The sequence below is a fragment of the Streptomyces sp. NPDC042201 genome (assembly GCF_055582185.1).
Genome location: NZ_JBVJDS010000011.1, coordinates 118,157 through 132,872, shown reverse-complemented (window position 1 = coordinate 132,872; position 14,716 = coordinate 118,157). Strand labels below are relative to the sequence as shown.

10 protein-coding genes and 2 pseudogenes are annotated in these 14,716 nt (G+C 70.0%); 5 read left to right on the top strand and 7 right to left on the bottom strand.

All coding sequences use genetic code 11. The features are described 5' to 3' along the window. Positions 1 to 262: 262 nt before the first annotated feature. Both ACZ6MZ_RS25695 and ACZ6MZ_RS25690 read right to left on the bottom strand, forming a co-directional pair. Positions 263 to 1,309 carry a hypothetical protein gene (locus ACZ6MZ_RS25695; RefSeq protein ID WP_469354545.1) on the bottom strand — a complete coding sequence of 349 codons (1,047 nt, stop codon included), beginning with the start codon at positions 1,307 to 1,309 and terminating at the stop codon, positions 263 to 265. Then, the gene (locus tag ACZ6MZ_RS25690) at positions 1,306 to 2,772 is read right to left on the bottom strand and encodes a phenylacetate--CoA ligase family protein (protein ID WP_469354543.1); all 1,467 of its coding nucleotides are present in this window, start codon (positions 2,770 to 2,772) and stop codon (positions 1,306 to 1,308) included. Before ACZ6MZ_RS25690 ends, ACZ6MZ_RS25695 begins: the two co-directional genes overlap by 4 nt. Before the next feature lie 423 nt (positions 2,773 to 3,195). Between ACZ6MZ_RS25690 and ACZ6MZ_RS25685 the strand changes: the two genes are divergently transcribed. After that, positions 3,196 to 3,624, top strand: coding sequence for a YunG family protein (locus tag ACZ6MZ_RS25685; RefSeq protein WP_469354757.1), 429 nt, complete (start codon positions 3,196 to 3,198; stop codon positions 3,622 to 3,624). On the opposite strand, the pseudogene ACZ6MZ_RS25680 reads toward ACZ6MZ_RS25685, so the two are convergent. Further along, positions 3,612 to 3,792, bottom strand: a pseudogene (locus ACZ6MZ_RS25680) (ATP-binding protein); the annotation flags it as partial. The gene ACZ6MZ_RS25685 and the pseudogene ACZ6MZ_RS25680 overlap by 13 nt on opposite strands. Before the next feature lie 534 nt (positions 3,793 to 4,326). Here ACZ6MZ_RS25680 and ACZ6MZ_RS25675 point away from each other — a divergent pair. Then, entirely contained in the window at positions 4,327 to 5,121 is a 795-nt protein-coding gene (locus tag ACZ6MZ_RS25675; protein ID WP_469354541.1) for an SDR family NAD(P)-dependent oxidoreductase, read from the top strand. A 171-nt stretch (positions 5,122 to 5,292) separates the two neighbouring features. Beyond that, positions 5,293 to 6,369 (top strand): protein kinase family protein, encoded by a 1,077-nt coding sequence (locus tag ACZ6MZ_RS25670; RefSeq protein ID WP_469354539.1) that lies wholly within the window; start codon positions 5,293 to 5,295, stop codon positions 6,367 to 6,369. Positions 6,370 to 6,499: 130 nt separating this feature from the next. Here the strand turns inward: ACZ6MZ_RS25670 and ACZ6MZ_RS25665 are convergent, their stop codons facing one another. After that, entirely contained in the window at positions 6,500 to 6,949 is a 450-nt protein-coding gene (locus ACZ6MZ_RS25665; RefSeq protein ID WP_469354537.1) for a hypothetical protein, read from the bottom strand. A 217-nt stretch (positions 6,950 to 7,166) separates the two neighbouring features. On the opposite strand from ACZ6MZ_RS25665, the gene ACZ6MZ_RS25660 reads away from it, so the two are divergent. Next, positions 7,167 to 8,789: a helix-turn-helix domain-containing protein gene (locus ACZ6MZ_RS25660; protein WP_469354535.1), complete on the top strand. Its 1,623-nt coding sequence runs from the start codon at positions 7,167 to 7,169 to the stop codon at positions 8,787 to 8,789. Between the two features lie 358 nt (positions 8,790 to 9,147). Here ACZ6MZ_RS25660 and ACZ6MZ_RS25655 read toward each other — a convergent pair whose 3' ends face one another. Further along, a complete protein-coding gene (locus ACZ6MZ_RS25655) occupies positions 9,148 to 9,714 on the bottom strand; it encodes a TetR family transcriptional regulator (RefSeq protein WP_386875867.1) in 567 nt (188 codons plus the stop codon). 85 nt (positions 9,715 to 9,799) lie between these two features. Here ACZ6MZ_RS25655 and ACZ6MZ_RS25650 point away from each other — a divergent pair, with 85 nt between their 5' ends. Continuing rightward, positions 9,800 to 10,723 carry an SDR family oxidoreductase gene (locus ACZ6MZ_RS25650; RefSeq protein WP_469354532.1) on the top strand — a complete coding sequence of 308 codons (924 nt, stop codon included), beginning with the start codon at positions 9,800 to 9,802 and terminating at the stop codon, positions 10,721 to 10,723. A gap of 131 nt (positions 10,724 to 10,854) precedes the next feature. On the opposite strand, the pseudogene ACZ6MZ_RS25645 reads toward ACZ6MZ_RS25650, so the two are convergent. Both ACZ6MZ_RS25645 and ACZ6MZ_RS25640 read right to left on the bottom strand, forming a co-directional pair. Then, positions 10,855 to 12,331, bottom strand: a pseudogene (locus ACZ6MZ_RS25645) (glycoside hydrolase). A gap of 84 nt (positions 12,332 to 12,415) precedes the next feature. Then, entirely contained in the window at positions 12,416 to 14,668 is a 2,253-nt protein-coding gene (locus ACZ6MZ_RS25640; RefSeq protein WP_469354530.1) for an FAD-dependent oxidoreductase, read from the bottom strand. Between the last annotated feature and the right edge of the window lie 48 nt (positions 14,669 to 14,716).

The window sequence follows — 14,716 nt, the reverse complement described above, 5'->3', positions numbered from 1 at the left end:
CAGGCACGCGCAGGGCCTGGCGCTGCCCGCCGGGAGGGCCTGGAGCTGCCCGCCGGGAGCTGGGGCCCGGAGCCCTGCCGGCACGCTTCGAGCAGCTCGCTCGCGGTGAAGACGTCGGCGCTTCCGATGTCGGCGCCCGGGCCGCGGAGTTGGCGTGAGCCGCTACCGGCTCCAAGAACGGCAACGACCGCCGCGAAGCCACCTAGCCCCCGCCGCCGCCCCTCCGGTCTTGCCCGTCGTCGCCCCGGCCCGCGAGCCCGGATCAGTTCTGCCGTACCACAGGCACCGATTCACAGCCGCGGAGCCGGGCGTCCCTGCGTGCCTGACCAGGCGACTTCCCGCTGCCCACCGCCCGGCCGTCGACAACCGCGAGCCAGTCGCCCGGGGACAGCTCCGCCCGCAGCGCATCCACGCCGGTCGGTTCGAGCGCCTGGAGCAGCGCCGGGTCGGGGTCCGTGGGGGTATCGGCCGCCGCCGTGCGCGGTGTTCCCGCGCGCCACTCGGCGGTGGTCCGCTCGCCCGACCTGGCCCGTGACCACAACACGTGCTGCACCACGATCAGCGGTCCCAGTGCCGTCAGGAGCGGGAACGCCCCCGTCAGCAGTCCCAGGCCGAACAGCAGGCTGACGCTCGCGGACACCGCCAGTCCGACCCCGGCCGCGAGAAGACCCGCGGCCCGCCCGAAGGCCTTGACCGCCACCAGCGGGAAGAGCACGAGGAGCAGCAGGTCGCCCAGTCCGAGCGCCACCGGTGGTCTGCCCTGGGTGACTGCCAGCAGTGGGGCGAACGGCAGTCCCATGACCTGGGCGGCGAACCGGTCCATGACGGAGGTGAGTCCGGTTGCCACCAGGTCGTAGCAGCAGAGCATGCCCGCGAACCACGCCGCGTGGACGGAGCGCATCCCGCTCTGCGCCCACATGTTGGCCACTCCCACCACGGCGATGGCGAGCAGTACGTCGGTCAGAGCCGTCACGGCGACCGGCAGGTCCGCGAACGCGCATCCGGCGGTGGTGGCCACGGAGACCGTCGCGGCCAGCCAGGCCCGCCCCCCGCCGATCAGCGGCGCGAGGGTGAACTGGAGCGCCGCGCAGAGGACCAGGCCGAAGACGACGGCCACCGCGGTCCGGGGCATTGCCAGATACGCCAGGGGAGCCGCCACCACGACGGCGGTCATCACGGCGACGTCGGGCAGTTCGTACTTGCCGACCGGGGGGCGGGGCATCCGGACCCGCGCGAAGTAGACGGCACCTGCCACCGTGATCGCGGCGACGGCGCAGTTGAGGCCCACGAGGGCGAGGGCGGTACTCATGCCGGGCTCGTCACGCGTACGGCGGCGGGGCGGGCCGACTCGAAGGTGTGCTCGCGCAGATCGGCGCGGACCGGGCCGGTCGGCGGCAGCGTGGCCGGATCATCGTGGAGCACGATGCCGTCCAGCGCGAGGCCCGCCGCTGTGGCCCGCTCCTCCAGCCTCCCGAGCAGGGCGGCGGCGGGCAGTCGGCGGACCAGGACATGGAGGACAGGGCCCCCGGGCCGGTCGACCAGGGCGTAGCGCGCCGGCAGCGGGATGTCCGGCTCGGACTCCAGCAGGTTCAGCACCGACCGGGTGGGTACCGCGATGCTCCGCGGACCCGACCAGCGGCCGAGTATGGGCGAGGTCGCGGGCAGATGGGCCAGCTCGCACGTGGGCTCGGCCTCGGGGCGCCCGACCAGGTCGCCGGTCGCGTAGCGCAGCAGCAGGGTGCAGTCCCGGTAAGGGACGTACGGCGTCTGCACGATGATGCCGACGGCGCCCGGCGGCGTCGGCTCGTGTGTCACGGGGTCGAGTATCTCCATGTGCCCGAACTCGGTGGTGTGGTGCAGATGTCCCTCGGTGCACGGCGTACCGCCCGAGGGGAGGGTCTCGGTCATCATGTACGCCGTGGAGATCCGGGCGCCCAGGGCGGCTGCGGCCCGCTCCCTCAGCGGGTCGGAGAGCACTTCACCGCCGACGCCGATGGATTCCAGGCCGAAGTCCGATGCGTGCCAGCCGCTTCTCTCCGCTTCTTCGACGAGGGCGGAGAGGTAGGACGCGGAGACCGTCAGATGGGTGATCTGCGGGGCCTTGCCCCGCAGACCGAGCGGGGTGGCCAGCCGGTCCAGCGCCACGGCCGGGTCCACGGTGCCGATCTGGACGAACGAGGCACCGATCCGGGTCACCGACTCCTCCACGTTGAGCAGCGGCAGGGTCGCCCGGGAGCAGCCCGCGTACGCCATGGTGTGGCGGGGCCGCAGGCCCAGGCCGAGCACGGCCGAGACCGTACTCATGGCAACCGCGATCTCCACCTCGGCCCTGGAGTACCAGACGGTGGTGGGGGTGCCGCTGGTCCCTGTGGTCAGCGCCATCAGCGCGGGAGTGGAGGCGGCGGACACGAAGGCGGCCGGCAGACCGCGCAGGGCCTCTTTGGGTGTGACCGGTATTCGGTCCCAGGTCTCCGGGGTGAGGGTGCTCGGGTCGAGTTCCAGGACGTCGAAGGTCCGCCGGTAGTGGGCCGTGTGCTGGGCGGCGGCCCGTGCGGTGGCCCGCAGGCTGCGCTCCGTGACGGTCCGTCGTACGGCGGGGTCGACGGACCCTGCCTGACCGGGGAGCAGAGCCGAGTCCGCCCCGGGCTCGCCGAACTCGGCCAGGGTCGCGATCAGGTCGCGGGCTATGCGTTCCAGGTCCTGCGGGCGGATGCGACGGTTGCGCAGGATCGCCATGCCGTAGCGGAGCTGACTGAGGGCGGTGCCGAACAAGGGGTCTCCTGATGCCTGGACCGGGTTGTTTTCCCGGTCCAGGCCGGGGCCGAGCGTCAGACCATGCTGGCGAACATCGCCGCGGTGAGCGTGCTGAACGCGTACTTGACGTAGTGCTTGACCATGATGGATCTCCCTTGTTCCGCGCCGCCCGGGGACGGCTGGGCTCCTGGTGGTGCACTCCCGACCGGGGGCGGTCGTTCGATTAACGCGACCATAGAGTAGGGCAGTTGACTGATCAACGGTTTCTCTCGACGAACTGGATTCCCGGTGTTCGCTCAGCCGCCCCTCCGTTCTGGTCAGGCAATCGCGGGAGCCGCTGAGTACGCGTGAGAGTCGGTCCCGCGACCGCCTTGAGGGTGTGCGGTTGCCGTGTCGCTCAGCGCCCGGCCGTTGTCAGTGCCTGCTGACAGGATCACCGGCATGAGACCGTTGCTTCTCACCGACATCGAACGAGCCGTTCGCAGCAGTTGGAGCGCCGAGACGTGCACGCCTGAGTTCCGATCGCGCTGGTCCAAGGACAACCCGGCCCGGGATCAGTGCGGGGTGACCTCCATGGTGCTCAATGACCTGCTGGGAGGTGAGTTGATCCGGGGAGAGGTCCACGTCAACGGCGAACGGGTGGACTACCACTGGTGGAACCGCCTGGGCATGGGCATGGAGATCGACCTCACCCGCGAGCAGTTCGGGCCGGAGGAAATCGTCACCGGAGGCATCGCGATTCCCCGCCCGCCCCTGACCGAATGGCGCAGGCTCCGACAGGAGTACGAGCTTCTCCGCGACCGCGTCTCGGAGAAGCTCAATCGGCAGCAGGCGACGGCCGCTGCGGCCGTGTCTCGTCAGCCGGCTTGAACCTGTTCGGCTCGCGCACGGGTGGTAGCCAGGCGGTAGGAGTCGGCGCCGGTCTCGATGATCGTGCCGTTGAAGGTCAGGCGGTCGACGGCGGTCGACGATGGCCGCGCAGAGACGGGAGTCGGTGAAGGTCTTCGTCCAGCCGCCGCAGGACTCGTTGGAGGCGACCACGCGGCCGAGTTCGGCACAGTGATGAAGACCCTCCCCGACCTGATCGCCGAAGCGCGCTCTGCCACGGTGTCGGGGAGCGTCGACGACCGCTCGGCGGGGTTCGCGGCCTTGGTGAAAGCCCTGCGACTCGGCGGCCACGTAGCCGTGCGCATGGGCAAGGCGGATCTCGCCCTGACGAGCCTGGAGCGCGCGATAGAGGTCGCGGAGCAATCCTCCGATGCGCTGTTGGTCCCCATGATCGTGAACTCCGTCGCCTGGACCTACTGGCGCTGCGACCCGGTCACAGGGACCGAGTTGATGGTGATCAGCCCGTCCCGGACGGCGCGTACGAGGACGGCGAGGCTCTTGACGTGCAGCGGCTCTGCCCTAGGTGCCCACCCGCCCCAGCACGTACGCGGCGGGGAAGGGATCGGGCATGTACGTGATTGGGCAAGCCAGGAGTCGCCTCGTTCGGCGGCGCTCCAGCAGGCCCCTCGGGCCTGCCTCTGCCTACGCTCAGTCTGTACCGATCGATCAAGAAGGGATGCCCCCATGGACCTCCACCTGGAGGACAAGGTTGCCGTGGTCACCGGAGCCAGCAAGGGCATCGGTCTGACCGTCGCCGAGACCCTCGGCCGGGAGGGCGCCAAGGTGGTGGCCGGCAGCCGCACTTCCACCCCGGAACTGGAGGCACTGGTCGACCGGTACGACGTGACCGTCGTCCTGGCCGACCTGGCCACCCCCGACGGCCCGGCGACGCTGGTGCAACGCGCCGTGGATGTCCACGGCCGGCTGGACATCCTGGTCAACGGCCTGGGGGCCGCAAAAGCGCGCTCCAGCTTCCTTGACGTCGACGACGCCGAATGGCAGCGGATCTTCAACCTCTCCCTCTTCGGCGCCGTGCGCGCCAGCCGGGCGGCCCTGCCTCATCTGCTGGCCGACGGCGGCGGGTCCATCGTCAACATCAGCTCCGTCAACGCCCGGCTCCCCTTCACCACGGTGGTCGACTACTCCGCCGCCAAGGCCGCGCTCACCAACCTCACCAAGTCCCTGTCCGAGGAGTTCGCCCCACGCGGCGTACGCGTCAACTCGGTCGCCCCCGGCCCGGTGCGTACCCCCTTCTGGACGGCCCCCGGCGGCTTCGCCGACACCACAGCCGCCGCCGCGGGCACCACCGCCCAGGAGGCCATCGACGTGGTGATCCCGAAGAGCATGGGCATCACCACCGGCCGGGTCACCGAACCCCAGGAGGTGGCCGACCTGGTGGTCTTCCTCGCCTCCCCTCTGGCGGGCAACATCACCGGCGCCGAGTTCCTCATCGACGGCGGCCAGACCAAGACCACCTGACCGCCGGGCGCGCACCGCTTGGCCCTCCGGGCGGGTGTGTGTGCGGAGGCATGGACGGCCCAGTCGGGCCGTGACGCATCGGTGCTCAGGATGCCGACCGGCCGCCACGGATAGGGTCGATCACACTCGGAAGATCGCTGATGCTGATGGTTCCGGCATTGAGGAGCCGTGATGGACCACCCTGACCCGCGGTATGTCGCACGCCTGGCCACGTACGGATCCGTCTCCACCCACTTGTCGCTGCTGAGCGACCGTCGACTCGGCGAAGTCGTGGCCGCAGCTACCCCTCTCGGGCCGGGCATCGGGGGCAGGTCGGCGGAGCTCACGGTCGGTGGGGTCCGAGTCTTCGTCAAGCGAGTCCCCTTGACGGACATCGAGATGCGGCCGGAGAACGCACGGTCGACGGCGAACCTCTTTGGACTGCCGATGTTCTATCAGTACGGGGTGGGCTCATCCGGCTTCGGAGCCTGGCGCGAACTGGCCGTGCACACGATGACCACCAATTGGGTCCTCGGGAACGAGTACGAGGGTTTCCCGCTGATGTACCACTGGCGAGTTCTGCCGGACTCCCACCCCCACGGATTCGCCGACGCGTTCGGGGGTATCGACGGGGCGGTCGCGCACTGGGAGGGCTCGTCAGCCGTACGCGAGCGGCTGGAGGCCATCGGCCGGTCCTCCTCCAGTCTTGTGATCTTCCTGGAACACGTCCCGCACACACTCTCCGTATGGCTGAGCGACCAACGGAAGGCCGCTCCGGAAGTCGAAGTCGGGCCGACGTACGCGTGGGTGGAGGAAGTCCTGACGCGCGGAGCCGCATTCATGAGCTCCCGCGGGCTCGTCCACTTTGATGCCCACTTCAACAACGTCTTGACCGACGGCCGGTTGATCTACTTCGCGGACTTCGGTCTCGCCCTGAGCTCCGGGTTCGAACTCTCGGAGGACGAGGCCGAGTTCCTGAGCGACCATCTCGCCTATGACGGCTGCTACATCGCGAACCATTTGCTTCGCCACCATCTACCCGACGGCGTGCGCGGCAACGTGGACCACGAGGCCTTCCTGCACAACTGGATCGCGGGTGAAAGGTCCGAGGGGGTCGTGCCCGCGCTCGCCGCGATCATCGACCGGCACGCCCGGGCTGCCATGGTGCTGGACAGGTTCCACCACCGCCTGCTTACTGCTGGCAAGCGGACACCGTATCCGGCCGCCGACATTGAGCAGGCCAGGCCGGGTGGTCGTTCAGCGGGGTAGAGGCGGGCCGGGGTTGGCTGGGCAGCAGGGATGTTCGCGCGGGTGTACGCAGCGGTCCAGGGCGGGGGTGTCTTTGCTGCCCACGCGGTGGCAGAGGGCCTTGCCACGGTTGTAGTAACACGCTCTGGTGCTACTCGGATCGACGGCGGATTCCTGAGAGCAGGCGCCGCATACCCACCACATGTCCGCCCGTCCCGATGACCAGCGCGCGGTAGCAGCGGCCCGCCACGCCGGGAAAGGCAGCTCGGCTTTCGGCACGCAGCCGGGATTGACCTGGACCAACGTGTTCGAGGCGGAAGATCAGGGCGTAGGACGAGAAACGATGGCGCCCCTCAAGGACCAACTCACGTCCCGGGACCGCGGCGGCTACCCGAAACCCGGGAAACGTGGAGCCCTCGGCGAGGGGCCGTGGCCCGGACGCCGTGCGGTCGGCGGAACCGACCAGTCTCGCGTAGAGGGCCATGCCAGGACGGGAAAAGGACCGGTCCAGTGTGTCACCCAGACCGCGCCAGACGTCGTCGGCCCCCGCCGCAATGACCGTCGCGTGCTCGTCGATGTACGGCAACGAAGCGGTCTGCATCAAAGCCTCCGTGAGGTCCGGTCGTGGGACCGCAGAAATTATGCCAGCTGACCACTGAACGCATCACGGAAAGCAGCAACGGTCACGAAGCCCCGGCACTTCGAGCGGCGCGACGGATCAGTCGCGAGCAGGCGGGCGACGCTGCGCTGGGCCGGGCTCCGGGGCCGGGGTAGAAGTCCCGCTGCGGCGGGGACAATGGGTGTCCTTCCGTGGCGGGTTGCCAGGACCCGACACACTGACCGGCGAGGCGAAGAGGTACGGCGTGGATGTGCGAGCGGTGCCGTCCCCGGACTCCCGGCGCGCGGCCGACATCCTGACCATGTACCGGCTGGCCGGCAAGGCGGACGGCGTACAGGCGCTGCTGCGGTGGCTGGCGCGCCGGACGGGGTGCTGGGTCGGGCTGGTGGACCTGGCCGGCGGCGTACAGGAGGCGTCATCTCGGCAGTACGACTCCGATGTGATGGCGCTCGTCGCCGACGGGCTGCGCGTGATGCGCGAGCGGGGGCTGCGTACGTTCGTGGTGGGCGAGTCCCCGGGCCGCTCGGGCGCGCTGCTGGCCGTCGACATACCCGGGGACCAGTCCGGATCCGTCCAGCCCGGAACAGTCCAGTCCGGTTCCGTCCCGTACGGACTGGTCCTCGTGGTCGTCGGACCGGACCCCCTCGGGACGGCCGCCCCGGCCGACGCGGGGCCGCTGCTCGGGGTCAGCTGGTCGGCGAAGGAGACCGAACGGACCCGGCGGCGCGTGGAGGTCGCCGACGCGCGCGGCCGGGAAGCCGTGCTGCATCTGCTGATGTCCGGGAACCTTACGACGGCGCACCAGATCGCGGGCGTCCTCGCGCCGCGCCTCTACGATCCGGCCCGGTTCCATGTCGTCGAGTGCGGCGTCGACCGGCGCGCCGAGACGATCCGTATCTGCGCCGAACTCACCGGCGGCCGGGCGTGGATCGTACGGTGTCCCGTCTACTCCGACCATGTGCTCGTGGTCGCGTCGGCGACCTCCGTCCCCGCCGACGCCCGCCCCCTGGAAGCCGCGCTCGCCGCCGAGATCGAGGGCTGTGTCGTGGGGGCCGGCGACGCGCTGGCGCTGCGTGATACGGCCGTCGGCTACGAACAGGCCTTCCACGCTCTCGCGGTGGCCCGTGGCCGCGCCGAGCGGTGGGCGCGGTTCGACGCCGCGCTGGGGCTGCCCGTCGTGGCGGGCCGCCAGGGCCGCGTCTGGGCCGACCACCTGCTGGGGCCGCTGACCGGGTACGTTCCCGCCCGGGGCACCGACCCCGACGGCCGCACGCTGACCGACACGGTCCGGTCGTGGCTGGCCTTCTCGTCGGCCGCGACCCGGTATCTGAAGATCCACCGCAACACCCTGGCGTCGCGCCTCCGTCGCGTCGAGGAACTCCTCGGGCTGGACCTGCAGCTGGTGGGTGACCAGGCGAAGCTCGATCTGGCGCTGCGGATCGGAGCGTTGCCGCGCGTGACGGACCACGAGCCGGTGGGCATGGCGGGGCTGGCGCTGTCGGCTCCGGCCGAGGAACCCTTCGAGGCGCTGCTGCGCCTGCCGGCCGTACGGCAATGGGCACTGACGCAGTTGCGGCCCGTACATGAGGACGCGCCCGCGCTGGAGACGACGCTGCGCACCTGGCTGCGGAACGACACCCGGCTGAGTACGACGGCACAGGCCCTCGGTGTGTCGGTGACGGGAGCCCGTAAGCGAATAACGCGGCTCGAACAGATCCTGCGCCGGTCGCTGTTACGGGTTCCGAACGCGCGTCATGACCTGTGGCTGGCCGTCGAGGTCCTCGAGGACCTCGACGGCGGAAGCCCTGACAGGAACTTCTGAAACCGCCGGCCGGTCCGGCTGTGCAGTCTGACTCTCGCCCGTCCGCCGCACGGAACCTAGAGTCGGGACCGTGTTCACGCCCTGATTGGGGGGTAGGGCGTGAACACCACCACGCGCCACGGCGCACCACCGCGCGCCGGCTCCCGGCGTGCCGGACCGCAGCCGGTCCACGGTGTTCCGGACCTCAACCGGTTTACGGTGAGTCCGTCCCCGTTCGGGCTCGCGTCCGTGCGCTGCCCGCCTGGGCGTCCGCCGTACGACGGGGGCCGGGCGCGAGGTCCCACGCGCCCGTCGCCATCGCGTCGAACGCCGCTGTGCGTACCGAGCGATCGTCCCCGGCGTGGGCCTTGGCGTACACCTAGCCGCCCGCAGTCACCGCCTTGAGCTCGTCAAGTGATTCCCGCATCAACCGCGACATCTCGCGTTCCTCGGTCGCCACGATCCAGCGCTCGAAGCCGACTTTGAAGACGGCGACCCCCGCCTCGGCGGTCAGGCTCGCGGCCGGCTCCGTAACGCCGCGTCGGCGCAGGGTGTCGGCGAGCGCGGCCGACATCGAGGCGAGCTTGATCAGCTCGCGCTCCTGGAGCTCCGCGTTCGCCATGATCACAGCCTGTCGCGTACGCGCGTAGTCACGGCGGTCGGCGAACATCTCGGAGACCGCGTCCAGGCCCACCGCCAGCGCGTCGATCGGCGCCGCGGACTCCAGAGCGTCGGCGACCGCCCGTACGAACAGCTCCTGCAGCTCGCCGGAGCCGGCGAACAGCACCTCGCGCTTGTCGGCGTAGTGCCGGAAGAAGGTCCGCTCCGTGAGCCCGGCCCGTTTGGCGATCTCCGCCACGGTGGTCTGCTCGAACCCGCGCTCGCTGTAGAGCTCCAGCGCTGCTTTCGCCAGGCGCTCGCGCGCGTTCGGCTCCCACCTACCCATGCCCAGATCCTACGTGATGACAGCGGCTGACATCGGGTGTAGCGTCGATGACAGTAACTGACATCAACACCTTTGGGGTTTCTCCATGCGCATCTTTGTGACTGGCGCGTCGGGCTGGATCGGCTCCGCCGTCGTTCCCGAGCTCATCAACGCGGGGCACCAGGTCGTCGGCCTCGCCCGCTCCGACGCCTCCGCCGACGCGCTCACCGCCGCCGGCGCGGAGGTCGTCCGCGGCACCATCGACGATCTTGACGTCCTGCGGGACGCGGCCGCTGCGTCGGACGGGGTGATCCACCTCGCCTTCAAGCACGACATCGCCTTCACCGGCGATTTCCAGGGCGCCGCCGAGGCCGATCGCCGCGCCGTCGATACCTTCGGCGACGCGCTCGCCGGCACCGACCGTCCCTTTGTCCTCGCCTCCGGCGTGGCCGGCCTCGCGCCCGGGCGTGTGGCGGCCGAGCGGGACATGCCCACGATCGATGCCTCGCCGATGTCGATCCGATCGGCCACCGCCCAGGCAGTGCTCACCCTCGCCTCGCGCGGCGTGCGCTCATCCGTGGTGCGGCTCTCCCCGACCTGCCACGGCGACGGAGACAACGGCTTTATGGCCACCCTGGTCGCCATCGCCCGCGCCAAGGGCGTCTCCGGCTACATCGGCGACGGCGCCAACCACTGGCCGGCGGTCCACCGCCTTGACGCGGCACGGCTGTTCCGTCTGGCGGTCGAGAAGGCCCCCGCCGGATCGGTGCTGCACGGCGTCGCAGAGGAGGGCGTCGCGATCCGGGACGTCGCCGAGGTGATCGGCCGCCACCTCGACGTGCCGGTGACCTCCGTGGCCCCCGAGGCCGCGGCCGAGCACTTCACCTGGCTGAGTGCCTTCCTCGGCCTCGACATGCCGGCGTCGAACACCCTGACCCGCGAACTGCTGGACTGGCAGCCGACCCACCCCGGCCTGCTCGAAGACCTCGACAAGGGCCACTACTTCCACACCCCCGCCACCGCCGCCTGACCAGCCCCCCCAGCCCAAGGTGTGCTTCGCCTTCGGACGCTCACGTTCCTGCGGGCCCCTGGTTCACGATGCGAGCCGTCGTACGGCCCCGGACCCACGAGGGCCTCATACGCCTGACCCCCGGCGCATCGTCACACCACCACCCCGTCCACCTGCAGGGTCTGCACCGACTTCGCCGCGAGCTGCACGCTCACCGTCTTGCCGGAGAGATACGTGTCCGAGTACGAGGCGTAGAGGTCGCCCGCCCCGCCGAACGCCGTGTTCCACCGGGGGACCAGGCCGCCCGAGCCGCCCGCCACCGTGGTGAAGCGGGAGAGGTCGAAGGTGAAGGTCTGGGCCGATGTCGATGTGTTGGCCGCCACGATGACCAGGCGGTTCGCCGACCTGTCGAGGGCGGCGGCCGCGTGGTTCACGGCCGTCTGGAGGATCGTCATGCCCGGCCGGATATGGCGGCTGAACTGCGCCATCACGTAGTACTTCGGCTGTACGGCACCGGCCTCCAGCGTGTTCCGGTCGTACGCGATCAGCGCCCAGGCGGGGTTCGGGTCCAGCACCTGCCAGTAGGCCCAGGCGGTCGGGTGCAGCGAGCGGAAGTCGAGGAGCAGGTTGTTCGCGAGGGACCAGCCGCTGGCGTCATTGTCGCCGTTCTCGGAGTTCCACAGGTCCTTGCCGGCCGTCGTCACCACGTCCGCGTAGAGGAGGTCGCGGCGGCCGCCGGAACCCTGGTAGCCGTGGACGTTGACCTGGTCCACATAGCCCTTCGCTGCCGGGCCGAACTGGTTCCAGGTGGCCGCGGGCCTGGTCGTAGTTCGTCTCGTCCGACGCCGCGATCCTCGTACTCGTCAGACCGCGCTTGTCCAACTCGCTTCGCATGTAAGGAAGTACGGCCGACTGAACAGACGCGTCCATGTGGCAGCCCTCCTGGCTGCCGCCCGAACTCCACCAGGCCGCACTCGGCTCGTTGAACGGCTCCACCGTGCTGAAGTTCACGCCCCAGTTGTCCCTGGCGTACAGGGCGACGGCGGCGAGATGGGAGGCGTGCTGGCGGTAGTTCCAGAGCTGGAGGTTGTTGCCGCCGCCCGAGGCGCCGGACGGATTGTGGTTGTTGCACATCCACCACATGGGGGAGTTGGCGAACAGCTCCGATTTCGCACCCCGCCGCGTCGCCTTGATGAGCATCGCCCGCTGCGTCGCGTCCGCGGTCCAGTCCCAGGCCGATGAGGTGACGTCCTCGTTGTTCCAGTCCTGCCAGTAGCCCTCGATCTTCTTGAAGTCGGGAATGTTGACGGAGGACTGCATCTTCGTGCCGTTGACACTGTTCCAGCTGCACGCCCCGAGGTTGTAGCGGGCGATGTTCAGGCCCAGGCCGGGGAGTGTTCTGCCGTTGTACGGCACCGAATCGGTGGTGAAGAAGATGTCGGCGAAGTCGTCCCGCTCGCCGAAGACGTTTGCCCACCAGGCCAGGGAGGTGCCCCAGCCTTCCCAAGTTCCATACGTCACCGACGGGTTTACGGTCGCCGTGGCGTCGGCGCGGGCGGTGCCCGTGGCCAGGGCGCTGCTCAGGAGGCCGCCACCTGCGGCGGCCAGCAGTGTTCTGCGTCGGATCATGGCTTGTCGGATCATGGCTTCCTCTGCCCTTCCTGCGGCTCGAACACCGGGTCCGTCCCGGACACCGGTGTCGTGGTGAGAGAACTACTGGGCGGCGTCGAACGCGCGCAGGGCGACGACGGTCGCCCACGCGGATCCGTTGGTGGCGGTCACCGTCAGCCGCAGCGCGGTGGCGACGACGGGTTCCGGCAGCGTGTGGGAGCGGCGCCGGTCGCGGTTGCCGGTGACCGGGGCGAGGACCTGCCAGCCGTCGGCCGACAGTGCCTCCAGCCGGTAGTCCCGGACGAGTTCGGGGATGACGGGGTACGGCGTGTAGTGGTGGTGCAGGTTGATGAGGTCGAGGTCGACGTCGTCGTTGAAGATGATGTCGACCGTGCTGATGGACCGGGGCTCGGTCCAGTCCAGGCGTACCCACGGCTCGGGGTCGGTGTGGAGCGGGAGGGACGACCACAGCCGGGGACCGTTGTACGGACGCTGGAACGGGCCGGTCACCTCGTGGGCGCGGTAGGCGTCGCTCTCGCCCAGGACCCGGAACACCGGGGAGCGGCGCCGCAGTTCCTCGGCGGACCAGGCGTTGGTCTGCGGTCGTCCGGCATCGGTGCGCGGGGTGCGGCTGACCAGTCCGAGCACGCCGTACGGGCCCGGCCGGTCGACGACCACGAGCGCGGTGGCGGGGTTGCGCCTGATGAGGACCACCACGTTCACTCCGCCGGGGGCCTTGTGGGCGAAGGGCGCGTGGATCCACTGTTCGCCGGGGACCAGTGGGGCGGTGGCGCGGTCGAGAAGGCGGACCGGGATGTGGTTCTCGCCGCCGTCCGTCGCCCACAGTTCGAGTTCGAGAGCAGTCGGCTCCGTGGCGTCGACGAGCAGGTCGACGCCGTCGATCGCCGGGGCGACCGGGAAGAGGAGCCCCACATCATGGCCGTCGAGCGGCTGACGGCTCGTCGGCTCGCCGGGCTCCGGTTCCACGCGCAGTTCGCGCAGTTCGCTGGAGGCGCCGGCGGTGGCCGACCAGGCGAGGTCGGCGGGGTCGCGCCACTCGACCCCGAGGAGGGAGGCGTCGTGGCGTAGCAGGGTCTGCTGGAGCAATTCGAGCTGGCTGTCAGCCAGTTGGCGGGGTGTGAGTGTGTCCCGGGCGCACAAGGCCGCGGCCACACCGGCGGCCTCCCCGGTAACGGCGCAGGTCGCCATGACGCGTGTGGTCCCGAACGCGACGTGGCTCGCGGAGATGTCGCGCCCGGCGAGCAGCATGTTGCGTACGTTCTTGGAATAGAGGCTGCGGAACGGGATGTGGTACACCCCCGCCGGGAAGAGGTGTTCGGACCCGGCGGCCTCGGCGTACATCCCGCCGGCGGGATGCAGGTCGATGGACCAGCCGCCGAACCCGACGGCGTCGGTGAAGAGCGTCTGGTTCATGATGTCCTGCTGGGTGAGTACGTGGTCGCCGACAAAGCGTCGGTACTCCCGCTTCCCCGGCACTGAGCCGACCCACTCCAGGGTCAGGGTGTCGGCGTCGAACTTCCCCGAGTTCTTGATGTGGTCCCAGATCCCGTAGGTCACGGCCCACAGTTCGTCGCGGATCTCCTCGGCGTCGGCGAGGGCGTCCAGGTCGCCGCCGTACTCGATCCACCAGTAGTCGCAGCCGTTGGCCGTGGTGCTGATCGGGCGGTTGCGTACGATCGAGGTGGCCGCGACGTCCTTGGCGATGGAGGGCGGGACGAACGTGACGGGCTGCCCGGTGTCCTTCGTATAGAAGAACATCGTGCTTCCCAGCATGTCGGAGTCCTCGTCCGCGGGTGCCCACTTCTCGCCGAACTCGTGGGCGGCCTCCCGGCCGGTGCGGAACCACGCTCCGGCGAGCGCGCCGACCAGGCCGTCGCCCGTCGCGTCGATGAAGACCGGGCCGGTGAAGCGGATGATCCGCTCCGCGTCCATCTGCCATCCGGTGACAGCCCGCACGGTCCGGTCGTCGTCGGGGCCGTCGGCCTCCACGTCGCGTACGTCGGTGTTGAGACAGAGCCGGATACCGGGCTCCGCGCGGACGGCGTCGAGCACGACCTGATCCCACAGGTACGGGTTTCCCTCGGGATTGCGGTACTGGTTCTCCCGGAACAGCTCGCCCATGATGCCGGTCTCACGGGCGTACTTCTGCGCGCCGTGTGCCGTCGCACCACAGACCCAGACCCGGATCTCGCTGCTCGCGTTGCCGCCGAGCACGGGCCGGTTGTTGACCAGCGCGACCCGGGCACCGGCCCTGGCCGCACCGATGGCGGCCGCGACCCCCGCGAGGCCGCCGCCAATGACAGTGACATCGGAGTCGACCGACACCCGTTGCATACCTGCTCGCCTTCTCATGTCGCGCGTCATCGGTGGAACGATCTGAAA